Source organism: Microcystis sp., from assembly GCF_048564745.1.
Lineage (GTDB): Bacteria > Cyanobacteriota > Cyanobacteriia > Cyanobacteriales > Microcystaceae > Microcystis > Microcystis ichthyoblabe_A.
In genome coordinates this window covers 48,381-72,435 of sequence record NZ_JBLZRT010000154.1, presented here as the reverse complement: position 1 = coordinate 72,435, position 24,055 = coordinate 48,381, and the positions used below count along the sequence as shown (strand labels likewise).

General features: G+C 46.2%; 21 protein-coding genes and 3 pseudogenes. 4 read left to right on the top strand and 20 right to left on the bottom strand.

Features of this window, described 5'->3' with window-relative positions; translation table 11 throughout:
* Positions 1-392: 392 nt before the first annotated feature.
* The gene (locus ACOCD9_RS17145; RefSeq protein ID WP_002734821.1) at positions 393-536 is read right to left on the bottom strand and encodes a high light inducible protein; all 144 of its coding nucleotides are present in this window, start codon (positions 534-536) and stop codon (positions 393-395) included.
* Between the two features lie 276 nt (positions 537-812).
* Here ACOCD9_RS17145 and ACOCD9_RS17140 point away from each other — a divergent pair, with 276 nt between their 5' ends.
* Positions 813-2,375, top strand: coding sequence for a B12-binding domain-containing radical SAM protein (locus tag ACOCD9_RS17140; RefSeq protein ID WP_419548033.1), 1,563 nt, complete (start codon positions 813-815; stop codon positions 2,373-2,375).
* A gap of 260 nt (positions 2,376-2,635) precedes the next feature.
* Positions 2,636-3,715 (top strand): hypothetical protein, encoded by a 1,080-nt coding sequence (locus ACOCD9_RS17135; protein ID WP_287704205.1) that lies wholly within the window; start codon positions 2,636-2,638, stop codon positions 3,713-3,715.
* Positions 3,716-3,717: 2 nt separating this feature from the next.
* Here the strand turns inward: ACOCD9_RS17135 and ACOCD9_RS17130 are convergent, their stop codons facing one another.
* From ACOCD9_RS17130 to ACOCD9_RS17095, 8 genes and pseudogenes are all read right to left on the bottom strand, one after another.
* The gene (locus ACOCD9_RS17130) at positions 3,718-4,161 is read right to left on the bottom strand and encodes a molybdenum cofactor biosynthesis protein MoaE (RefSeq protein ID WP_419548032.1); all 444 of its coding nucleotides are present in this window, start codon (positions 4,159-4,161) and stop codon (positions 3,718-3,720) included.
* Positions 4,162-4,551: 390 nt separating this feature from the next.
* On the bottom strand, positions 4,552-5,448 hold the full coding sequence (gene prmA, locus ACOCD9_RS17125; RefSeq protein ID WP_419548031.1) for a 50S ribosomal protein L11 methyltransferase: 897 nt from the start codon (positions 5,446-5,448) through the stop codon (positions 4,552-4,554).
* Positions 5,449-5,714: 266 nt separating this feature from the next.
* Positions 5,715-7,292 (bottom strand): phosphoglycerate dehydrogenase, encoded by a 1,578-nt coding sequence (serA, locus tag ACOCD9_RS17120; protein WP_287704211.1) that lies wholly within the window; start codon positions 7,290-7,292, stop codon positions 5,715-5,717.
* 639 nt (positions 7,293-7,931) lie between these two features.
* Positions 7,932-9,785, bottom strand: a complete 1,854-nt coding sequence (gene ilvB / locus ACOCD9_RS17115) for a biosynthetic-type acetolactate synthase large subunit (protein ID WP_419548030.1) — start codon at positions 9,783-9,785, stop codon at positions 7,932-7,934.
* Positions 9,786-10,031: 246 nt separating this feature from the next.
* Positions 10,032-10,583 (bottom strand): annotated as a pseudogene (locus ACOCD9_RS17110) (RNA-guided endonuclease TnpB family protein); the annotation flags it as partial.
* 8 nt (positions 10,584-10,591) lie between these two features.
* The gene (locus tag ACOCD9_RS17105) at positions 10,592-10,741 is read right to left on the bottom strand and encodes a lmo0937 family membrane protein (protein ID WP_016515029.1); all 150 of its coding nucleotides are present in this window, start codon (positions 10,739-10,741) and stop codon (positions 10,592-10,594) included.
* A gap of 50 nt (positions 10,742-10,791) precedes the next feature.
* Positions 10,792-11,268, bottom strand: a complete 477-nt coding sequence (locus ACOCD9_RS17100) for a CsbD family protein (RefSeq protein WP_043999468.1) — start codon at positions 11,266-11,268, stop codon at positions 10,792-10,794.
* A gap of 292 nt (positions 11,269-11,560) precedes the next feature.
* The gene (locus tag ACOCD9_RS17095) at positions 11,561-11,743 is read right to left on the bottom strand and encodes a CsbD family protein (RefSeq protein WP_002752242.1); all 183 of its coding nucleotides are present in this window, start codon (positions 11,741-11,743) and stop codon (positions 11,561-11,563) included.
* Positions 11,744-12,063: 320 nt separating this feature from the next.
* Here ACOCD9_RS17095 and ACOCD9_RS17090 point away from each other — a divergent pair, with 320 nt between their 5' ends.
* Complete coding sequence (locus ACOCD9_RS17090; protein WP_287233769.1) at positions 12,064-12,366, top strand: hypothetical protein; 303 nt, start codon at positions 12,064-12,066, stop codon at positions 12,364-12,366.
* Between the two features lie 136 nt (positions 12,367-12,502).
* A complete protein-coding gene (locus tag ACOCD9_RS17085) occupies positions 12,503-12,664 on the top strand; it encodes a hypothetical protein (protein ID WP_409804494.1) in 162 nt (53 codons plus the stop codon).
* Positions 12,665-13,428: 764 nt separating this feature from the next.
* Here the strand turns inward: ACOCD9_RS17085 and ACOCD9_RS17080 are convergent.
* The 11 genes and pseudogenes from ACOCD9_RS17080 to ACOCD9_RS17030 all read right to left on the bottom strand — a co-directional run bounded on the left by ACOCD9_RS17080 (position 13,429) and on the right by ACOCD9_RS17030 (position 24,055).
* Complete coding sequence (locus ACOCD9_RS17080) at positions 13,429-13,884, bottom strand: BON domain-containing protein (RefSeq protein WP_079208650.1); 456 nt, start codon at positions 13,882-13,884, stop codon at positions 13,429-13,431.
* A gap of 28 nt (positions 13,885-13,912) precedes the next feature.
* A complete protein-coding gene (locus ACOCD9_RS17075; RefSeq protein WP_002803205.1) occupies positions 13,913-14,515 on the bottom strand; it encodes a hypothetical protein in 603 nt (200 codons plus the stop codon).
* 200 nt (positions 14,516-14,715) lie between these two features.
* A complete protein-coding gene (locus tag ACOCD9_RS17070; RefSeq protein ID WP_288138449.1) occupies positions 14,716-15,492 on the bottom strand; it encodes a sterol desaturase family protein in 777 nt (258 codons plus the stop codon).
* Between the two features lies 1 nt (position 15,493).
* The gene (locus tag ACOCD9_RS17065) at positions 15,494-17,803 is read right to left on the bottom strand and encodes an NACHT domain-containing protein (RefSeq protein ID WP_419548029.1); all 2,310 of its coding nucleotides are present in this window, start codon (positions 17,801-17,803) and stop codon (positions 15,494-15,496) included.
* A 23-nt stretch (positions 17,804-17,826) separates the two neighbouring features.
* Entirely contained in the window at positions 17,827-19,401 is a 1,575-nt protein-coding gene (locus tag ACOCD9_RS17060; RefSeq protein WP_287704219.1) for a B12-binding domain-containing radical SAM protein, read from the bottom strand.
* A 59-nt stretch (positions 19,402-19,460) separates the two neighbouring features.
* Positions 19,461-19,670, bottom strand: a pseudogene (locus ACOCD9_RS17055) (hypothetical protein); the annotation flags it as partial.
* 274 nt (positions 19,671-19,944) lie between these two features.
* Positions 19,945-20,674: pseudogene (locus ACOCD9_RS17050) on the bottom strand (RRXRR domain-containing protein); the annotation flags it as partial.
* 218 nt (positions 20,675-20,892) lie between these two features.
* A complete protein-coding gene (locus tag ACOCD9_RS17045; protein WP_002752253.1) occupies positions 20,893-21,213 on the bottom strand; it encodes a P-II family nitrogen regulator in 321 nt (106 codons plus the stop codon).
* Between the two features lie 398 nt (positions 21,214-21,611).
* Positions 21,612-22,460, bottom strand: coding sequence for a transglutaminase-like domain-containing protein (locus tag ACOCD9_RS17040; RefSeq protein ID WP_419548028.1), 849 nt, complete (start codon positions 22,458-22,460; stop codon positions 21,612-21,614).
* Positions 22,454-22,960, bottom strand: coding sequence for a hypothetical protein (locus tag ACOCD9_RS17035; RefSeq protein ID WP_002752255.1), 507 nt, complete (start codon positions 22,958-22,960; stop codon positions 22,454-22,456). The genes ACOCD9_RS17040 and ACOCD9_RS17035 overlap by 7 nt, the downstream gene beginning before the upstream one ends.
* Positions 22,961-24,055 (bottom strand): glycosyltransferase, encoded by a 1,095-nt coding sequence (locus ACOCD9_RS17030; protein ID WP_008206545.1) that lies wholly within the window; start codon positions 24,053-24,055, stop codon positions 22,961-22,963.

Sequence of the window (24,055 nt, the reverse complement as noted above, 5' to 3'; positions counted from 1 at the left end):
ACCGCTCGATCGCATCATCGGAAATGGAGACATACTTAAGGGCCCGTTCTAGGCGACTGCTGGCATCGGTAAAGAGTGATTTCGACATGATTTTTTTCCCCCTATCTATCCCCATTAGAACACGGGAAAAACAGTATATTTCGCTACAGTTTATTTTTCTTAATTAACCATGCCCAGGAATTGCCGACAATTGTTCTCAACCAAGGTTACTTGAGAGATTTTCCAGTACATCATCTACCGTACACCCCACACCCCACACCCCACACCCCACTTCCCTATCACCCCACTCCCCCATCCCCAACCTGCAACTAAAAAAGGGAAAGAGCCATGCTCCTCCCTTTTTTGATAATTTATTCAAGACGATTGTAGATGCACAGCAATCGAGGCTGAAATTACATTAAGCCTAATTGAGCAAGGATGCCTTTGTGGGTTAAGTATTCCGTAGCTACGCCAATAACGAAACCGAGCATGGCTAAACGACCATTCCAGTTTTCAGCGAAAGCGGTGAAGCCGAGTTTGTTTTCTTGCTTATCCATGGTGAATTGCCTTCCTATAAGAAAATTGCGTTTAAGTCAAGTGCTTGATATTTAATGTAACATAACTTTCCAGACTATGCAACATTTCTTTACATAAATTTTATTAATGTTGACCATAAACTTTTATGGGGGTAGGGTCAAGGTTTGGCAATGGCGGCCGAAAAACAAGCCTGCTCCTAGTTCTAGGGCTAAATAACGGTTTTCCCATACCTGACCGAAAAAGATTACAATCAAGCGAAAGGTCAAGAATCGATCGCCGTCGAGCGAGGAGTGAATATGCGCGCCTTACTGATTTATCCCGTTTTTCCGCCGACTTTCTGGTCCTATAACAAAATTCTGGAATTAGTCGATCGCAAAGTCTTACTTCCTCCCCTGGGTATGGTGACGGTGGCGGCGATTTTACCGCAGGAATGGGAATTTAAACTGGTTGATCGCAATATTCGGGCGGTGACAGAAGCAGAATGGGACTGGGCCGAAATAGTGATTCTTTCCGGCATGATTGTCCAACGTCAAGATTTAATCGAGCAAATTCACGAAGCCAAACAACGGGGTAAACTGGTGGCCGTGGGGGGTCCCTATCCCACTTCTATCCCCCACGAAGTGGCCGAGGCCGATTTTCTGATCCTCGATGAGGGAGAAATCACCATCCCGATGTTTGTGGAAGCATTGGCAAGAGGAGAAACCAAAGGTGTTTTCCGCACCACAGAAAAACCCGATGTGACAATTACCCCGATCCCCCGCTACGATCTGCTCGATTTTGAAGCTTATGATTCCATGTCAGTGCAGTTTTCGCGGGGATGTCCCTTCCAGTGCGAATTTTGCGATATTATCGTTCTCTACGGTCGTAAACCCCGCACCAAAACCCCCGCACAATTATTAAAAGAATTAGATTATCTCTACGAATTAGGTTGGCGCCGGGGCGTGTTCATGGTGGATGATAATTTTATCGGTAACAAACGCAACGTTAAATTACTCCTCAAAGAATTAAAAGTTTGGCAAGAAGAACACCAGTATCCTTTCCGGTTTAACACGGAAGCATCGGTGGATTTAGCCGCCGATCCCGAATTAATGGAAATGATGGTCGATTGTTATTTTGATGCGGTCTTTTTAGGTATTGAAACCCCCGACGAAGAAAGTTTACAATTAACCAAAAAATTCCAAAATACCCGTAGTTCCTTAACCGAGACGGTAGAAAAGATTATTAAAGCTGGATTGCGCCCTATGGCGGGATTTATCATCGGTTTTGATGGCGAGAAAAAAGGAGCGGCCGATCGCATTATTAATTTTGTCGAAGAAGCGGCCATTCCCACGGCTCTATTTGGAATGTTACAAGCTTTACCGAATACCGCCCTATGGACTCGCTTGGAAAAAGAAGGACGACTACGATTAACGGGGAAACAGGACATTAACCAAAGTACCCTGATGAATTTCGTTCCCACCCGGCCGATCGAAGATATTGCCACAGAATATATTGAAGCCTTCTGGAAATTGTACGATCCGGAGGTATTTCTCGATCGCACCTATCGCTGTTTCCTGAAATTAGGCGCACCTAAAGCTAAACCTGCCTTTAAACTGCCTCGTCGGGCCGATCTCTATGCCCTAGCGGTAATTATCTGGCGACAGGGCTTTAAACGTTCCACTCGCTGGAAATTCTGGCAGAATTTATTCGGTATTTTGCGCCATAATCCCGCCAATGCCGAACACTATATCACTGTCTGCGCCCACAACGAGCATTTCCTGGAATACCGTCAGATTGTCCGGGATGAAATTACGGCACAATTAGCCGAATTCCAACGCCAAGAGGCATTAATGGCGGAAAAAACCGCCATAGCGGCCTAATTATTCCGAGGATGGGTAAATAAACCCATCCTGAACATTTTCTGTCCTGATGGTGGACGATCGATAAATCAATAATATTCCTATTTTCTGGTTAAAAATTCCCTCAATCTCTGCCAAAGCAATTCAGTATAAATTCTTAATTTTCTAGATATAATTACATTTTTTCCCTAAAATGTTAGCTGGAATACTGAAGAAATCGAGAAAATCTGGATAAAGCCAGTATTTTTAGCTACTTAACCCTATCAATCAAGCTAAAATCAATGATTACTCGTCAAGAACTTAAGAAACTACAATCCCTAACTCAAATACCCGCCCTTTCCATTCTCTTACCTACCCATCGCACCTCACCGGATAACAAACAAGACCCTATTCTCGTTAAAAATTTGGTCGATGAAGCAAAGCGCCGATTATCGGCAGAATTCTCTAAACGTGAAATCGAACCTTTGTTCGAGCGCCTCGATAGTCTCGTGGCTGAAATAGATTATCCTTATACTCTAGATGGATTAGCTCTCTATATTGGTCCGGATATTGCCAAGCTTTATAACTTGCCTTTTTCTGTCCAGGCAAGAGTTGTCATCGATAAAACCTTTGCCACACGGGATTTAGTTTATGGATTACATCGAGAACAACCCTATTGGCTGTTACTATTAAGTCAGGGTTCTACTCGTTTAATCTCAGCTACAGGAGAAACTCTCGAAGAAATTCGCGATCAGAATTTTCCCTTAGAAATGACCGGACCGGGGGCCACCGCACCACTGCCCTTTGATGCCGATACCAGTTATCTAGATGATAGAATCCGGCGATTTTTCCAACAGGTAGATAATGCTCTGGGTGAATACATTGACATTGATGATTCTTCCCCTTTGATTGTGGGTGGAGTGGTTCGTCAAATTTCCTTCTTTCAAGAAGTTTCACAGTACACATCAGCAATTGTTGGCACTTTAACCGGCAATTTTGACAAAACTTCACTGTCAGAATTAATTCCACAAGTATTGCCGATTATGCATTCAGTGCGTCAGACTCAAAAAACTGAAGCCCTGCAAGCTTTGGATGCGGCAGTCAGCGCTCAAAAAGTTATCTCTACCCTGGGAGAAGTGTGGCGTTTAGCGCAGGAAGGTCGAGGAAAATTGTTATTAGTGGAGAAAAATTACCATGTACCCGCAGTTTTAAGCGAAAACGGTGATTTGATACTGGTGGAAAACGTCGGTGGTACAGAGGTAATCGATGACGCAGTGGATGAAATTATCGAAGTGGTATTGGCCAAGGGAGGACGTGTAGCTTTAGTCGAGGAGGATTCCTTGAACGATTACCAAAAAATTGCCTTGATTTTACGTTATTAGACCTAACACTCCGTTTCACAGGCCCCAATACTAACCCATTGACTAGAACCATCAGACCAGTATTCTTTTTTCCAGATGGGGGCATTATGCTTGAGAGTATCAATAGCATAACGACAGGCTGCGAAAGCTTCCCCCCGATGGGGACAACCCACCGCTACTAAGACGCTAATTTCCCCGATTTGTAGCTTACCAGTGCGATGGTGAATGACAACTCGATTGGTATCGGGCCAGGTTTGTCGAATTTGCCGAGCAATTTGCCGGAAAACCTCCATCGCCATGGGTTCGTAGGCCTGATAATCAAGATAAATAACCGGTTTACCGTCGGTTTGCTCTCGTACAGTGCCACTCATTAGTACAATAGCACCATTAGCCCCATCATCGGCTAATTGATATACTTCCTGCAAAGATAAGGGAGCAAAACTGATGCGAAAATTATCTAGCGTCATGGATGAGGTGATGGGGGTTGGGGAGTGGAAATTATGAATTATCAATTATGAATTATGAATTATGAATTATGAATTATCAATTATGAATTATCAATTATCAATTATCAATTGGCGAGGGGGGGAGCAGGGAGAAGGGAGAATAAAAAAAATAAGGTTCTTCGTTACTTGGTATGGTTCGATAGGGGGGCATAAATCGACTAAATCCTTATCTGGCAAGAGATTTAATTGATTAGTTCGCTCTAGATCGAAAACAATTGACAAAAATCGCCAAATGTCTTTCTCTATAAGAGTTTCATTTCTTATAATCCTGTACGTTGCATAAGACAAACCGAAGAACCAAAAATAATCTCCTGCCCCCTGCCGCCTGAATACTGACTACTGACAGCTATATTAATCCGGGGTGCGGCGAATTTCGATACAGCACCATTCTTGACGTTTCCACAGGGCAGCCACTGTCCAGCCTTGGGGTTCTAAAATATCTGTAACTGCTTGTGCTTGGGTGACAAGAATGCCGCTTAAAATTCCCCAAGTGGTGGGTTTTGCCAGACGGGTGATTTCGGGCATTAAAGCGATAATTGTCTCGGCTAAAATATTACAAACGATGCCATCAACACCATCGGGAATTAATTCTAATAACTCCTCGACACTACCCTGATTAACAGCTAAATTTTCGGGGTTAATCCCGTTGAGATGGCGATTACTATACGTCGCATTCACCGCCAGCGGATCTGTATCGACAGCATAAACTTTTTTAGCCCCCAATAAAATCGCCCCGATCGCCAGTATGCCAGAACCACAACCGATATCGGCGATAATTTTATTCTCTGGATGGCTACTTAAACGCATTTCTAGGGATTCTAGACATAATTGCGTGGTGGGGTGGGTTCCCGTGCCGAAAGCGGAACCGGGGTCAATTTTAATCACCAATCTCTGGTTATTTTCCGGGGGATTTAACCAAGCAGGACAGATCAAAAAGCGATCGCCGATCTCGCTAATTTGCCAATGTTGTTTCCAACTGCTGGCCCAGTCTTCCTCGTCCATTAACTGCCAATGGCTGACAGGTTCAGAAAAACCTAAAATCAAAGCATCCTGCTTTAACCAGAGGCTTAGTGCCTCTAAATCGGGCAATTGCACTTTAATTTCTGGTATATAGGCCTTAATCTCTAAAGAGGATTGTTTTTTAGCAGTGGCCGTTCCTGAACAGCCAAAATCCTCCAGTCTCCAGAAAACCGTTTCTTCGAGACTAGGTTCGCACAAAACCGTAATTTCCCACCAACTATTAGACATATATTAGTTATCAGTGATCAGGGATCAGTTATCAGATTTGAGTTTTCAGTCAACAGTATTAAGTGGCAAGTTCGGAGCTTTCTTTTCACTGATAACTGATTAAGCTAAGACGCATTTAAACCGCTTATTCTTAGATTAGCCCCCCTTGCCCCCCGACCCCCCCGATGTCGGTAGTAGGGTTGATTCATGAATCAACCCTACCTTGAATCAACCCTAGGGGGGTGGGGGGTTGCCTCTTGCCTTCAGAAGCTGATAACTGATTTAATCTAGAGTTTCACTGTGTAAGCATCGCGGATACCGGGGACTTTAATAATTTCTGAGAGAAGACCTTCCGGTAGAGGATCATCGAGACTCAGGGCCATAACTGCATCACCGCGAATAATTTTGCGTCCTACCTGCATACTGGCGATATTAACGTTAAAACTGCCTAAAAGTGCGCCAATTTTACCGATAATACCGGGCATATCCTGGTGAAGGGTGAATAGCATATGATTACTCGGTGGCACGTTAATGGGGAACTCATCGAGGTCAGTAATGCGGATTTCTCCGTTACTTAACAGCGCTCCGGTGACGGAATGGGTCCCCATAGAACCATTAGCTTCCAAATGAATCGATCCCGAATAGTCGCGGGTGGAAGCATCCCGGGTTTCGATTACCCGGATACCCCGTTCCTTAGCTTCGATCGCCGCATTAACATAGTTTACCCGTTCCCGGAGGGCTTGGGAAAGTAAACCCTTAATGGCCGCTATCACCAGAGGTTGACTGTCTTTAGTGGCCAATTCTCCCTGTAAACGGACATTTAACGAGTCACAGCGACCTCCTGCTAACTGGCTGACGAGATTACCCATAGTTTCCGCTAATTGCAGGTAAGGGCGCAGTTTTTCCATAACATCGGGAGTTAGTCCCGGGATATTAACGGCCGAACGCGCTGGCAAACCGAGGAGGACATCGCGAATTTGTTCGGCCACATCAATAGCCACATTCACCTGTGCTTCCGTAGTCGATGCGCCTAGGTGGGGAGTGAGGATGACGTTAGATAATTCTCTTAATCTAGATTCGCCTAAAGGTTCCTGTTCAAATACATCCAAGGCTGCCCCGGCGATTCTACCGGATTCGAGGGCTTCAATTAAAGCCAACTCGTCGATAATGCCGCCTCTGGAACAGTTAATGATGCGGACCGTGGGTTTCATCTTAGCGATGGTTTCCCGACCGATGAGATGCTGGGTTTCGGGAGTTTTCGGGACGTGGAGGGTGATAAAATCGGACTCAGCAAAGAGTAATTCTAGATCCACCAAGGTGCAACCGAGTTGATCGGCGCGTTCTTTGGAAATAAAGGGATCGTAGGCGAGAATTTTCATGCCTAGGGATCTAGCAACGGCGGCGACGTGGGAACCAATTTTCCCTAAACCGACGACTCCTAGGTTCTTTTTATAAACTTCTGTGCCGATAAAGCGATTTCTTTCCCATTTATTCGCTTTTACCGACTGATTGGCATCGGGAATATGACGGGAGAGGGATAACATCATGGCCAAGGCGTGTTCGGCAGCGGCGATCGTGTTACCTTCGGGAGAGTTAACGACAATAATACCCTGACGAGTGGCCGCAGGAACATCGATATTATCGACTCCTACCCCCGCGCGGCCGATAATTTGCAGTTTGCTGCCCGCTTCGACGATTTCTTTGGTGACGCGGGTACTGGAACGGAGCATCAGTGCGTCGTATTCGGGGATAATTTGAATGATTTCCTCGGCGGATAGTCCTGTTTTCACGTCCACTTGGGCAACCTGTGACAGAATTTCTACTCCTACCGGATCGATCGAATCGGATACCAGAACTTTGGCCATAATCTTTATAACGTGCTTTTTTCAGTCTACGGGCAAATGCTAGACCAATATTGGTATCTAGCGGCAATAGCCCATTTTAGAAGCAAAGGGTGCAGTCTATGGCAAAATTAGCGAAAAGATTTTAGGTTGTCATTCTTAATTGTCGTCCATGGTGTTGATGTCAGCCTCTTGCCGTTGTCACTGAGATAAGTAGTCGTGCAAAATAAATTTCCTAGTGAAGATAGGCAAGAGGCAATAGGCAAGAGGCAAAAGCTTTATCGAAATGTGTAATTAATTTTGCTTAGGTACTTATGGCTAATTTAATCACGGTGGCGATCGAGTTTTCCGCTTCTTTTTCTCAAGCCTTTTCTAGGGCTGCCATTGCTTCTGTTTGAAAATTTCTAAGTAGCTGGTTATAATTAAATTAAAAATGGATTTTAGGTTCGATCCCCCCTGCCCCCCTTGATAAGGGGGGTGCCGATAGGCGGGGGGATCCCCCTTGATAAGGGGGGTGCCAATCCCCCCTTGATCCCCCCTTGATAAGGGGGGTTTCTGATAATTTTTAACGCCTACCTAATTATGATGTTCACATAGTAGATAAAAAGCCAAAAACCTCCGTTATACTTAACGGAGGCTGGTTAATTAATTAACAATTTTCGGCTACAATTTCGCCCCACATTCAGGACAGAATTTATTATTCCAACTGTTAACTGCGCCACAACTGGGACAATCGAGCATTTCACAACCCCCGGTGACAATTTTCGGTAAACCAATCATACGGGAATTACTTTGACCGGGGGCGACCATGGGATAACAATTTTCATCCTTAGTCACGATCGCATTGACTAAAACTGGACCATCATGGGCCAACATTTCGGCAATTTTTGCGGCTAATTCCTCTCGATGGCGAATAGTAATCCCTTTAATGCCGTAAGCTTGGGCTAACAGTTCCACATCTGGCATTCCCGCTTCCATATTGGAATTAGAATAACGTTCCCCATAGAAAGCTTCTTGCCATTGACGTACCATACCCTGCCAACCATTATTAATAATAATCGTCTTGGCATGGATATTAAATTGGGTTAGGGTGGCCAATTCCTGTAGATTCATTTGGAAACTGGAATCACCACTAATACAGATGACCTCCTCATCGGGAATAGCCACCTTTACCCCCATAGCAGCCGGTAAACCGAAACCCATCGTCCCCAATCCCGCGCTAGAAACCCAACGTCGGGGACCATTTTTGAGAAATTGGGCCGCCCACATCTGATGCTGGCCCACATCGGTGGTGTAGTAGGCGTGGGGTGCTTGACGGCCCACCTCAACGATTACTTCTTGGGGGGAAAGTCTGCCTTCCGGTCGAGGCACTTGCAGGGGATAATCTTGGCGCCAGCGCTCGATCTGGGCTAACCAGGCTTGGGTGCGCTCAGGATTAGTGGGATAATCAAATTCTCTGGCTTTGTGGAGTATTTGTTCTAAAACTACCCGCACATCCCCGACAATCGGCACATCAGGGGCGCGATTTTTGCCCACTTCGGCGGGGTCAATATCCACATGGATTACCTTAGCTTTCGAGGCGAATTCGTCCAATTTTCCGGTTACTCGGTCATCAAAACGAGCGCCGACGGCAATTAATAAATCACACTCGGTCACGGCAAAATTAGCGTAGGCGGTGCCGTGCATTCCTAACATTCCCACCGAGAGGGGATGATGTTCATCAAAAGCACCGATCCCCATTAACGTGGTGGTGACGGGTAACTGAAAACGTTCGGCAAACTCGGCGATTTGGGCGTGGGCATTCGCTGCGATCGCACCTCCGCCAACGTACAGTAAAGGTTTTTCGGCGGTTTCCAAGAGGTGTAAAGCGGCCTCGATTTGACGGCGATTGCCCTTAACCGTGGGACGATAGCCGGTTAGTTTCACATCTCCCGGTTCGACGGGGATATAATCGCATAGTTCTAAACCGACATCTTTGGGAATATCGACTAAAACCGGCCCCGGTCGTCCTGTACTGGCGATATGGAAGGCCTCAGCGACGATTCTCGCTACTTCGCGGGCATTTCTAGCCACATAGGAATGTTTAACAATCGGAAGAGTAATGCCATAAATATCGGTTTCTTGGAAAGCATCGGAACCGATGGCCGCCCGGCTGACCTGACCGGTGATAATTACCATCGGGATGGAGTCCATGTGTGCGTTAGCGATGCCTGTCACCAAATTGGTCGCCCCGGGGCCGGAAGTACCGAAACAGACCCCCACTTTGCCGGTGGCCCTAGCGTAGGCATCGGCGGCATGGGCGGCCGCTTGTTCGTGGCGCACTAAAATATGTTGTAATTCTCCCCGCTCTTCAAAGCGGTAGAGTTCGTCATAGATGGGCAGGATCGCACCACCCGGATAACCGAAGATGTGCTTAACACCATGACGTTTGAGACTGTCCATCAAGGCATAAGCCCCAGAACAACGCTGGGGAACCGTTGTTAAAGAGTCATTGGGCTTGGGAAGTGATGAAACCACAGGGCAAACCGTCCAATTTCTAATGAGAGGGATAATTGCAATTCTGTTGCCTAGGATGCAACTTGGAAAATAGCAAAATTGATAACCTTATACTTTTAGTGTATTCCATCTCACCTTTTTGGCCGCAGTTTTTTTTCTTTTTGCATCTTACCCATGCAATATCTGGGGAAGTGGGGTGTGGGGTGTGGGCTTCGGCCGTGAGCTCAGCGTTCGACTGAGCGTTCGACAAAAGCTCACGCCGAAGTCTCACGCCGAAGTCTCACGCCGGGGTCCGAACGGTTTCTGCTTCTTTCCCGAAGGATTTTTCGCACCTGCCTTAACAGATTTACTCTGTTCTGGTCTTATGGTCGCTCTACAGACTGACACCGCAAGCCCTGCGGCCAAAATGTTTTTACTGGCGTTAATATCTCGGTCATGGTGAGTCCCACAGTCTGGACAATCCCACTCTCGAATATTTAACGGCATTTTCTCAGCAATATACCCGCAATTACTGCACCGCCTAGAGCTAGGAAACCATCTATCTATTTCGATGTAATTTCTGCCGTACCAACGGCATTTGTAGGCTAATTGTCGAGTGATTTCTCCCCAACTAACGTCAGATATTGCCTGAGATAATTTCGGGTTTTTTACCATATCCTTGACGGCTAAATTCTCAACCACAATCGTTTGGTTTTCACGAACTAATTGAGTGGTTAGCTTATGTAAATGGTCTTTTCTGCTATCGGTGATTCGAGCCTGAATCTTAGCTACTTTGATTCTTGCTTTTTCCAGATTTTTTGAGTCTTTCTGTGTTCGAGAATGAACAATTACCGTCGCCTCATAAACAAGTTGTAGACAACGCCAATCAGCACCAAAACCAAAAGCAGGTGGATTAAGCTGCCGCCAATGTTAATGGAGAATCCTAACAACCAGAGGATGAAAAGTATAACAACGGCAGTCCAAACGAGATCAAACATATTTCCCTCCTTGATTTAGAGAAAAGTAATGAAAATTCAGTCATCGATCCTTAATTGAGTATATCTTGAACCTGATCTTTCACATCTTCTACTGCATTGCGAACTTGGCTTTCGACTTGTTTAGCTTTTCCAGCAACTTGATCTTGGCGGTTGCCAGTAGCTTTACCTATCGCTTCTTGAGCTTTGCCTTCAATGTTCTTTGTGACTGCTTTTGCCCGCCCTTTTAACTTCATCTGGTCTTTTATATCTTCTGCTGCGTTACGAGCCTGACTTTCGACTTGCTTGGCTTTTCCCATCATCTGATCTTTGGGATCGCCTGTCATGTTGCCAATCGCTTCTTGAGCTTTGCCTTCAATATTTTTCGTAACTGCCTTGGCTCGATTCATGCTTGCGATTTGAGTCTGCGATTGGGTGGGTAAAGTTGCAGCCCAACTATTTGTAGTTCCAAAATCAAAAGCTATAGTAATTGCCAGCATTATAGTTAAAATAATGGTGACAAAAAAGCGACGAATCTGTTGAAGTGACATCATTTTAACTCCAAAAAAGAATTTGATGAATCGATGATACATGGATGATGAACAACTACTGTCTAGACCCTTTCGAGAAAGATTTTTCTAGTCTTTGACGGCGTAAGTTTACCGAGGGAGAGATATTCGACTTCTTTGAGAAGCTAGATATCTGGTAATATTGGGTTTATTTACGCCGCCTTGTCCTAGTATTTCACCTGTCTCGAAAGAAGCCATTTTTTGAGGAAGAGTTCCGATGAAATCTGGGTTTCAATCATTTGTCTGAATGGCGGTTGCTGTGACAAACGACCTACTAATCAATAATTTTTTTGACTTCATCTTTCACATCTTCGATAGTGTGACGAACTTTTGCCTCTGCCTGTTTTTCCTTGCCCTCTGCCTGAGCTTTGGGATCGCCAGTCAGATCTCCTACTGCTTCTTGAACTTTACCTTCGATATTTTTGGCGGTTGCCTCGGTTCTATCTTTTAAGCTCATGATGCTCTCCTTATTGAATTTGTTGGATTTGAGAACTGCTTACCTAAGTTGAGCTAACAATTCTGCTTCTGGTGTTACTGTAACAGGTGGTTGTTTGATTTACTGTATGAATTGATTGAGTCTGTATGAATTGCTTGAATACGACACAAAATGTAACGATACCGTTTCTGCAAGCATAGAAATTACGCATTGACAAAAAGGCTTAAATGTGGGTGGTCTAATTTTGTTAGTCTTAGATACAATTTCTCTCTCGACTCTTGACAAAACCCTCTCCGATTTGATTTCCTGACACAAGGGCATCTCTTATAACAGAACAACTGATGAGAAACATTACGAAGCCAACAACTGCTCAATGTAATCTGGCTATTTACACCCTATTTTTGCTCTGGGAACCTAAATATATAAGCTGTGTTCGTTTGGCTCAAATTCTGGGCAATTTATCTCATGACAGTGTCAATCTTTTATTGTGGCGAGAGAACTATACACCCAAGGATTTGTTGGATGAAGTGGCTCCTCAAATCGAACTTGAAGGAGGAACAATCAGTACAGACGATATGGTAATTGACAAGCCTTATAGTCACCCAGCTAAAGCTGAGTTAATCGATTACTTTTACTGGTGGTAAACACAAAAAAGTAGTCAAAGGTATTAACGTAGTTACCTGATATTATACCGATTGTAAAGGAAGGTCAGTTCCCGTTAATTATCGAATCGTTAATAAACAGGAGGGTCAGACAAAACATGAATATTTCTTAGAAATTTTGGACGAAGTAAAAGCTTGGGGATTGAAACCAGAGACAGTCACAGGAGATAGTTGGTATGCTGCCAAAGAAACCATGAATACCCTTAAAGACAAGGGCTTTCCTGGTTTGTTTGCTCCTCATGTGAATCGGTTAGTCTCGGTTGAACTAGGAACTAAATAGGGTTAGCGGCAAAAAGTTTGTTGGTGGGGTTAGGAGTCGGTCGCCGGTCGTCAGTAGCCGGTCATTTCAGGCTTTGTTGCCCTCTTTTTTTTGTACCAGTTTATGTACTAAAAAAAAGGACAATGCAAGATTTTTGAAGGTCTTAATCCTATATTCGCAGCATGAACATCGGATTTTAACAGGTCAAAAGCCTTATTTTAAAAGGGTTTTACCATTATTCAGCAAACCCCAGTTAGAATTTCTCCGATTTAAAGCGCAAATTGTTAATTGGTATTCCTGACAAAGGGAGTTATTTACTGAGGTCATCCGCTCTTTTATTGTCAATAATTTAGCATCCAACTTCCTTGACCTCAATAACTTGGAAGCCATAGTCTGAAGTTCAAAGGCATACTACGGAAATTCTGTCAATGCGTAAGTTCTAAAGCAATGATTAGACAAGGGGCTTAAGCCCCTTGTCTTCAAGGTTAGTTACAGTTGCTATCTTCTGTTTACTTCTTTTTAGCTGGAGCTGCTGGCGCAACTTGGGAGCATCTCATTTATGCAAGCCCTAATTATGCTTGTCGCTAAAACTTGCTTCTGATAAGGCTTTCAAAATAGCTTGACATAAAACTTAATTTAGGAGTTACAAAGGTGAGATGCTCCCCGCAACTTTTGCGGCGTTGTCAGATTAGAATATGAAAGATGCAATGCAATCCTTGCTACCCTTCGACTTGGCTCAGGGCAAGTCAAAGTAATTTCAGTTCCAAGCTGATTCGGAGCATCTTTCAATTTGACAACGCCACTTTTGCTTTAACTTTGACGCTATTGACACCCTTGATTTGTTTTGCCAAGGGGTCAATTTTGTCGAGTTGCTCTTGAGTTTCTACGGTTCCAGAGACGACTACCGCTCCATCTTTAGCAGAAACTGTAAGTTGCCCTTTCGGGATGTTGGCTTCTAGCTTAGAGCGAACTTCACTGGAAAGGTCACTGTTGGCGCGATCCGCATCTCCTCCAGTTAGATTGTTGCGTTGCTCACGAGCGCGAATATCAGAATTGAGTTGATTTCGGCGCACTTGACTAGACGCATCGCTTTGGTTCTTTTGGACTGTTTTAGTATCAGGAACTTGCCCCGTTTCCTCTGTGGAAGAAGGGGCGTTGGTGCTAGTTTTAGCGTTGTTCTCACAAGCCACAGTTCCAATCAGTAGAAGGCTGCTGAGGATTAAAGTTGTGATCTTTTTCATGATGCAAATCCTTTAATAATTTCCGATTTTACAAACGAGAAGCAGGAGGATCGACATAGCCTTCAATTGCTAGGGCATTGTAAATTTCCCACTCGCGAATCCCTCGGCGCTTTAGAATTGTTTCAGCCTGAAGGATGTCAGCATCTGTACCGTCCACGATCAACAGGTAGTCTCCACGAACCACATAATCGTGATAGACTCGTGCCCGATCTTCTGGAATTCCTAGACCAATTAGACCACCTACCAAACCTCCGGTAGCCGTCCCGATTGCACCGCCAGCTAACGTGGTAGCGATCGCAGTTGCAGCCGCCCCTGCCAACATGACGGGGCCCACTCCAGGAATTGCCAATATGCCCAACCCAACCAGCAAGCCTGTCAGTCCTCCGATGGCTCCGCCTGCCGCTGCCCCGGTCTTTGCTCCTTCGTCAATATGAGTTGTTTTTGTTTCGGTAAGCTCTTGAACTCGTGTCTCACCAATCCGGTTGCTCTGCTCCAGTCGTTCAGGCTCTTTGGCAATGATTGATACCTCATTCATGGCAAATCCGTCATCTCGTAATCCATTCAGTGCCTTCTCTGCCTCTTGATGGCTAGAGAAGATTCCCACGGCTCGTTTACGGTTAGTTAAAGTCATTTTTCCCTCCAACGCTATGCGGTAAAAGCTTTGTAAATCCTATAGTATGGCGAACTATAGCGATTGAATTTCCTGATGCGAGTTGATAATTCTGCTCTTGGCATTACTGTAACAGGCGGTTGTTTGATTTGATGCGTGAATTGATTGAGTCTGTATGAATTGCTTGAATACGAGACAAAATGTAACGGGCGATGCACGAGTTAAATTCCATCGACTTTACCCGTCAGACGCTCATCAAACTTCTGCTCATAATCGGGGTCTTGAGTTCCGAGGAGTTTGTCCCAGAACGTGAAATATAGACCGTAATGTACGGTGTACTTGCGATGATGAATGGAATGATGGGCAGGACCAATAAACCACCGACCCAACCAATGATGGGGAAATGAGGAGGGCAAGCGATCGATCCCAAGATGATTTAACACTGCCCAGATCGTCATCGTGGTGAGTGCCGCAATTAACGTGATGAAATGCAGGGGAAGGACAAAGACAATGCCGACCAGGAAGAGAGACTGAACGATCGCCTCTAGTGGGTCAAAGGCAAACGAAGTCCACGGGGTAGGATAGCGCGAGCGATGATGTCCCTGGTGTAACCACCGAAAGAGTGACGGGTGGTGAAACAAGCGATGGGTGAAATAGAAATAGGCATCCTGGAGAACCAACACAGCACCATAACTAACCCCTAAATAACACAGCCCATACTGTTGAGGGTGGCTGTATAAGCGGGTAATACCCCAACTGTATCCTGTCATGATCAAAGCCGCCGCCAGCGCAAACACCCCCGCCGAAAGAACCGAGAGCGTGATATCTTGTTGAATCGATCGCCAAGAGGGAGACCAATGCCGCAGGTTGTGATTGACAAAGGACTGACTCAAGGGCGAATAGAAGAACAAATAGGTTCCCCCAGCCACGAGAAAGTATCGCGCCAGGATGATCCCAAAGAAAGCGAACCCGTAAAATCCAAATGAGTGGTCTATCAATTTAATCTCCTTGCCATTCCCGATCTTCCAAGTCCTTTTGAGGTAACAGCAACGTGGCTTCAATTTCTTGCCGGATTGCGGCTGTTATTTCGCAGTTACTATTCAAACAATCGATCAGGAGTTGATTGGCCTCATAGTAGCGTTGGAGCAGCTGCTGTTGCTCAGTCGTAAACTGCCAGGGATGATGAATATTGCGATAATTGGCGATCGCACCCCGCAACTGTTCCACCCAGGCAGAATAGTTTTTCTGCCACCAGTGCTGAAGCCGTTCCAGGTTTTGACTCGGAGGTGGCAGTTGGTCTCTCAATTGTTGCAAAGACTTATAAAATCCAGCATCCAGAACCATCACCAGAATGTTGTTGAGTGCCTCGCTACAAGCATTGACATAGGCAAAATCCTGACTGTGGTCGATGGCAAACTCTACCAGCAAGTTCTCCAACGCCGCATCTAAAAACATCCCCTGATCGAGCGTGCTGGCTAAGGCAAAGCGATCTGCCGTATGCGGGCTTTGGGCAAGGGCAAGGTAAAATGCGCGTGCGGTCGCCACTTTGGTTTGGTCTGGGAGCTGCTGGGATTTTTGGCTGGCCCAACTCAAAAACTCTTGCAGATAGGAGTCTTGCGCGACTAAGGCATCAATTTGTTGCTTCATCAACTGCACCAGCGCATCTGCACTTCGCAACATGGCAGCCGTTAACAAGAAGACTTCGCGCCAGTGGGAATCGGTGATGTGACTCACCAACCCTCCCAGTGCTTGTTCTAATGCCTGCAAATTATGGCTGGCAACTATTTTTCGAGCCGTGAAGTATTCTTGAAATGCCAGATAAGAAAATGAAAAAATGCCTCGCGCCCTTTCTGTGAGGATTCCATGCTGTGCCTCGATCGCTTTCAGCATGGCTTCGCTTTCGAGTTGGAGTTCCTCTGCTTCGAGGGTTGCACCTGGCAAATTCCGCAAATAGTCGCCAATGTATTGCTCAATCGTGCGTTGCTCAAAAAAATACTGCCCCTGTTCAAAAGTCACTGCTGCAAGCTGGCTCAACAGCCTCAATTTTTGGGGCAATAAAAACCCCCGGTAAACCTGATCGCGTTCGACTCCTCTCGCTTCATCCCATTTACCCAGCAGCAAATCCAGCCCTTGTTTATAAAACTCAGCCCGCTTGCTCGGAAATTTCCCTTGACCCTGAAACACCCAGCAGGCGAGATGCAGAAACAGAGGTGTCACCACCAGTTGCCGAAATTGCCAGTTTTCCGGCAAGTCCAACTTCTGCATAAACTCAGCCGACTGCTCCTGCCCCGCTTGAGCAGTCGTTTTGCTCAGTGCCACAAACCACTTTTGCGCGAAGGTGCTGATTTGTGCCTGGGTAAAGGGGGCAATTTCTACATCAGTGAAACCTCTAATCTGGAGTTTTTGGGCAGCGGTGCGACAGGTTACTACAAATCGATTGCGATGATACTTTTCTGAGAATTGACGAATTTCTCTCAGAACTGCTGTAATGTCCTGGGTGAGCACTTCATCCATGCCATCGAGCAACAGCAGGACTCTGCCCGCTTGCAGTAAGGTTTCCAGCACAGACGGGTTGGAAATTCCCGAGGTGAGCAATGCCTGACGGATGTAGTTGAACAGGCTAAATTCACCCCTGGGACTGGACTCCTCGGCAAATTCTCTCAATAAGATAAAAATCGGCACTTGATTCGCGGCAAACTCGCCTTGGTTGCACTGAATCGCCAGATGTTGCAAAAAGGTAGTTTTGCCAACCCCCGGCCTGCCCAAAACTCTGAGCTTTGAGTAAGTTTCAACAGCCTGCATTCCGGGTATTTGCTTCTGCTCAACCTCTCCCAAACCGACGCGATCGAATTCAGCGGGACCCAAGTTTTGCAAATCGGCAATCTCCACCCACTGTTGACTGGCAATTTCCGCCAAAATATTGACATCCACATAGATGTCATCAATGTTGACTGGATGGCTGATATCTAGTAACTGCAAGATGCCGCACTGGTTTTGGATGGTGTCCAGGCGTTGCGCTCGCACCTCTTGCACCAGAGCATCAATATTAGTTTTCGCCAGTTCTCCTGGTTCAGGAAATTCTGCGGGCGGAGCGAGGGCAATCTCCCGCCAATCCAAATCCAGAATCGAACAAATTTCCAGGAAAACCTGGCGATCAACGGGTTTTCCTGTGAAAAACCGCCAAATCGGCTGGCGGGTCTTTAAGTTCACTTCCCCTGCTAGATTTTCCTGAGTCCACCCCTTGAGCGCAAAGGCTCGTTTAGCCTGTTTAATTCCCGAAGGGGAGGCCTGGAGCGATCTCTTGACCATACAATCCAATCCTCCCTATCGAGTCAGAATGAGTTCTGGTTGGGACGACCAGAAACTTCTAAGGGATCGTAGCCTAGTTGTTGAGTAATCCGTTCTCTGGCTAAGGCCCGGTACTCCCAAAAATGTTCTCCCGCCGCGCACAGACCTAAATAGAGATTGAGAACTTGGGGCTTTTTTTGCCAAATCGTCCATAATTGCCGCCAAAACTGTCCCCGAATGTCCCCTCGGCGGATACCCTGATGCCAGATTAACTGGGTAATTAGCCGTAACCCCTTACCCACGGGAAATTGCATGGTTTGCTTGTGTTTTGACTGCAAACCCAGACCGAGACATTGTTGGAAACAGCGTCGGAGATAGTGGCTGGGTTCGTACAGCGTCCAGAAGCCTTCGACATACTCTTTGGCAATTTCGGCAATCGGGCGAGTGGGGATAAAATTCATCAAGCTATTCTGATCTCCCGTCGGATGGATGCTGTCACCCTCAACTAAACGCTGTTCTTGCTGGAGACGATGCCAAAGAGCCGTATTCGGCAAAGATTGGAGAATTCCTAACATGGGTTGAGGAATACTGGTTTCTTCCACAAAGGCTTGAATCCTTTCCCCCGCACCAGAGCGCTCTCCATCAAACCCCAAGATAAATCCAGCATAGATTAGCAAACCGGCTGCATTAATCTTGCGACAGGCTTCCACCAGTGGATTGCGAGTATTTTGCAGTTTGCGCGTCACTTGCAGACTATCTTGGTCAGGAGTTTCAATCCCCAGAAATACAGAATAAAACCCCGCCTCAGCCATCAGGCTTAACAATTCATCATCCTCTGCCAAATTGACCGAGGCTTCAGTAATAAAGGTGAAGGGATAGTCGTGCTGCTTCATCCAGGGAATCAAGTCTCTGAGAAAGCGTTTGACGTTGCGCTGATTGCCAATAAAGTTGTCATCGACGATGAACAGCGAACCGCGCCAGCCTAGGTCGTAGAGAGTCTGCAACTCGGCTAAAGTCTGACTCGGCTCTTTAGTACGAGGTTTGCGCCCGTAGAGGGAAATAATGTCACAAAATTCGCAGTTAAAAGGACAGCCGCGAGAGAATTGCACTGCCATCATTAAGTAATCGTCTCGCTGAAGCAGGTCGAAGCGGGGGATGGGGCTGAGGGTCACGTCTGGCTTGTCCCCAGAGCGGAAAATTCCCTGGCTTTGCCCTTGAGCGATCGCCTCCAAAAACAGGGGAACGGTTAACTCTCCCTCATCCAAAATGAGATAGTTCGCTCCAGAATCCAGGGCATCCTGGGGGACAGAGGTGGGGTAGGGACCGCCAACGGCGACTTTTTTGCCTAACTGCACGGCTTTTTGAATCAGAGCTTGAAAATCTGGCTTCTGGACTAACATGGCAGAGAGGATAACCAACTCACACCACTCCCAATCGGCTTCTGTTTCAGGATTGACGTTGCGATCATAAAATCGAATCTCCCAGTTTTGGGGGAGGAGGGCGGCGACAGTAATGATGCCGAGGGGTGGAATGGTGGCTTTCAGTCCCGCGATTTCCATAAAGCGATCGTAAGACCAGAAAGACTGGGGAAACTTAGGGTAGAGTAACAGGGCTTTCATCGAAAAACTGGGTCTGAAACCCCGCCCTTTAGCGATAGCGGAGGGCGGCTTTACATAAGTTAGTGAGAAACAATTAAACCGTTAGAACGACGAATTAACTGAATCTTACTAACAGTTATCTGTCCCAATTGTTGACCATTGGCATCGCTTACAGATAGCTGTTTTTCGGTATCTCCACTAACATAACCAATTCCTTTGGGAGAAGAAATTAAATCTCCTTTACGGAACCCATGTCTTGTGGTAGAGCCACATTTACGTCGTTTACCACCTTACAACTATGTCTGCTTCTTCATTGGAGGGGAATATACCGATGATCGAGTGAATATTTGTCATGAATTTCCTGTTTTTAGTACATAATTAGATTATATCCAACATTCCGCAGGTCAGATTCCACTTCATAAATATCCCTCTTTGGGAGTATCTCATTTATGCAAGTGAGTAATTATACTTGTCCCTAAAACTGGTTTCTAGCAAGGCTTTCAAAATAGCTTGACATAAAAACCTGATTTAGGGGTTACAAAGGTGAGATGCTCCCTCCCTCTTAGCAATGCCATCGTTAGCATGACTTTCTGGTGATTGTTTTCCTTTATTTTTGGACTTTTCTAGTCGCAAATATTTTCTGAGATTAGAGGTTTGCCAACCAAAGCGAGTATGGACTGTTGCAAACTGAGATAGTTGCTCAATAGCCCATTTCTGTCCGACCATAACTGGCGAGAAACCTTTTCCAGACTTAGCTCCTTTTCTACTGGAAGTTAGATCAATATCGGTTTTGACATACTCAAAGTAAATGTCAGTAATTGGATAGATTTTGGTTAGTTCAGAAACGACTCGACTTCGCTCGACGTTGACGATTAGCTCTGATTGAGGGAGCTAATTTTCCTTGTCTTCTATTTGAAAATCGTTTTTGTCGATGCGCTCTTAGATTAAAGGGAAGTTGGCGGTTAATCCGTCTTTTTCTACGTCCTCTTCGCATTAAGCAGCGATTGTCTACGCGCTCTCTTACTCGCTTAAAAGGAAGTTCTAAGTGAGCCTTCCAAAGAGTAAAAAGGAAGGATTGAACGCCAATTCCAGAGAATAATTTACCCCGGTCAATACCAATAGCAATCGGTTGGGTTTTGCTATCGGAAGGTTCAGTGGTTAGCTGGACATAAAAAATATCTAAGTCGTTGAATTTACCGATAGCTTTTCCTTCCTTAATCCACCGCCTGGCCCGACTGGGTTTGGTGGGCATTAACGACTTTCCGTCTTTTGAGATAACAGGAACTCTTGCTATGGAGATAATCCTTAAGAGTGAAGTTAATGTCCCTTACCGCAACACAATCAAGATGTCTTGTCTAACAACGCTTTACCAATAAAGCTGAGAGGGAATCCGAACTAGGGAAGTATTCGGAGGTCTGGGCCAGATTGTGTCTCGATGCGGTAGTCTCTACTTGCGTCGCCTAAATTGGTCTAGGCAAGCCCCGTCCCTTTTAGGGCGGGGTTAGTGACGAATCAAATTATCTCAAACCCAGTCAACGCTTCGACATTTTGTCGGAAAGCGATTAAGGCATGATTAGCTTGATACTCGACGAGACCAGAGAAGATCGCCTCCGAGACTTCCTGCGAGACAACGGTTTTGATCTCAATATTGGTGTTATAACCGACCATATCTCCCTGGCGGTTGCCGTGGCGACCTGCGCCCTGGGCTTGCGAGAGGGTATAGCCAGTTACGCCTAACTCTTGCAGCAGCTTGATCATGCGGTCTTGCAAGACGGTTTCACCAATGATGACAACCAGTACAGCCGGTTTAATGGGTAGGGATGAGGATGACATGGGCAACTCCTAAAATGGGTTTTTCAAAGACAATGTTATTGACATCCTCACCACGCCACTTTTTTAGGGTGGTCGCGTCAATGGGGTTGACGCAGATAGCGAAAAACGCTTAATTGCTTAAGTCTGACACTTTCGACCCGTCCGTTTTGAGTGTCCGAATGCCCTCCGGCCACTTTGAACAAGTCGAAAAAATCTCATGTTCAACCTTATTTCCTAGAAAGTTTTACTCGTTCAAGGCCGAATTTGAAGTCTTTTCTGAACGAAACCCCCTACTATCTGTGGTCAGGGTTCAGTTTTTAGCTTGGTTATCGCTTTTTCCATTGTAGCTTAAAGCCGTCCTCAAAGGACGGGGTTTTCAACCCAAATTTTCGATAATAGAATACCTGACTGGGGTACGCTCAAGAGATGGCGATCGCCTCTGTTGTCGGTATCAAAATATTCTCGGAAATCGGCTTGGCATCGGGTAAGTAGTCCATAAAAAGACTCATCTGATTCATTTGTACGGGACCAAAAATAGTGGCAAAAGAAACATCGGCTGCATCTCGTCCTGTGCCAACGCGAATTAGCCCGCTCTGAGGCACAAGGCGGGTAGGATCGAAAAGATACCAGCGATCCCCTAGATAAGCCTCAAACCAGGCATGAAAATCGGGGGGATTTAAACCATAGGCGTAGCCGGAAACAAAGCGTGCTGGAATATTCAAGGCCCGACAAAAAGCAATGCCTAAATGGGCAAAATCACGACAAACGCCTACCCGTTCTATCGCTGTATCGCAAGCAGAAGTTAAAGAATCACTGCTACCAGAGAGATACAAAACATTGTCATAAATCCAGTTACAGATAGCTGTCACCCTAGAATAACCAGGGACTAAATGGCCAAATTCAGCCGCGACAAAGCGCAATAATCGATCTGACTGACAGTAACGACTCGGATAAAGATAGTACAAGATATCGAGGGGTAAATCGGCTGGCTTTACTTCAAAAATCGTACTGGGGTCTGAATAATAAGGAGATAAGCCAACGGTTGCTCGATAGGAAATTTGCAAATTGCCAGGAGGGGCATTGAGTCGAAAGTATCGATTTCCACTGACAGAAGTGATGTATTCCTCAATCGACCGTTGAGAGTTAGAATGAAGGTCTTCCTGAACAATAATCTGATGGTTGTTGCTGACAATAGCAATATTAAAAATCAGAGTGCTTGCTTGCTCAATGCTGTAGGTTAATTCACAGCCAAGCTCATACTTTAGCATATCGTTTTTCCCTGTCCTTTCAATACGAGCAGATGCTGGAGCCGAAGCCGATTGTAACGCTGCACCCACAAACAAGGCAGGTTGAAGGCTGTTCCCACGGCGAGGTTTACCAGCACACCCCAGCCAGGAGTCCAGAGCATCGTCACTAACCAAAACAGCCAGATGGCGATGTGAACGTATTCCGCGCGACGGGTTTCAGCCAAAAAACGGGACATTACGGCACAGTCCCCACCGCCAACGGATGTTTTGCGAAAACCTCCTGGGAAGAAATCCCCTGCTTCTGGCAACCGATCCTTCCATCGCTTGATCCGCAGTACCCGATTGTACCATTGTCTATCTTCCCCCCAGATTCGTGGCCGGGTCAGGCAGGTGTCCGTTTCTAGGAATTTCAGGGGAAGTCGATGACCGACAAAACCGATCAAAAGTGACCAGGCTGTCCAACCGACCACACACAGCCCGACGATTACCCCATCCGGTAACTGTAGTATAGATAATCTCATTCATTCACCTTGCCATCGGGTACTTATCCTTCGTCCTTTCCATTCGATTTGACCACGTTCGAGATTCAGAATTGCCAGCAGGAACACTGCAATGAAGAAGGCAACCGGAATGGGGAAGAAAAAGACGATTGCTCCGAATGAACCCACTGGCCATACAATTATGGCTAACTGTATGGCGAAGGCAAGATAAAGCAGTACGTTATATAGTAAGGATGAATTCCCGACAATCGGCCAGCCGAATAGGGATGCGGGCAGACACCAAGCCGCCCAGAACAACCCTGAAAGCCAGAACACAACGGCCAGCATCCGCAGCCAAGAGACTTCCCCTGCTGCCGTTGCAAAGTTTTTGTCGAAACCAACAACCAGGTCCCGCAGCCCGCCGGGGTACATCCGATAGTCCAGTTGGCCATGACCAATGTATGCACTCACTGGCAGTCCCGCACTCTCATAAATATGAGCCATGAACCAGTCTTCTACAACATATCCTGCCACAGCGTCGTGGCCGCCGACCCGCTCATAGTCATCCTTGCTGGTAGCCATAGCCGGTCCAAAAGCCACACCACCTCTTGCTCCCAGTTTGACGGCCATCAAGCCGACGAGATTGAACAGAACCGCTAACAGTTCGTAGGGGCGTTCAGTGCGGTGATAGGGCTGAACTGAGACCAGACCACCTAAGTGTTGAACAGTTGCCACCAGCCTGCGGAGCAGCTCCTCCCCTGGCTCAGTGTCGGCATCGAGAAAGACGAGAATATCGCCAGATGAGGCTGCATATCCGGTTTTGAGTGCCCAGTTTTTCCCTGTCCAACCTGTGGGCAAAGGGCTAGTCTGCACTACTTTCACCCCGGCCTGTTCGGCGATCTGTGGGGTAGCATCGGCGGACTGGTCATCGATGACAATGATTTCGTAGGGCTTGAATGTTTGCTGCTTTAAGGCTGTTAGCAAATTAGGGAGGGTACTCTCTTCATTCCTCGCCGGAATCAAGACCGAGACTTTAGGCGAACCGACGACTGAAAGGTCTGGAAGTCGCGGCAACCGCCACATCAATCCCCAGCCTATTAGCCAGCGCACCACCAGTGTGATGGACATCAGATCCAT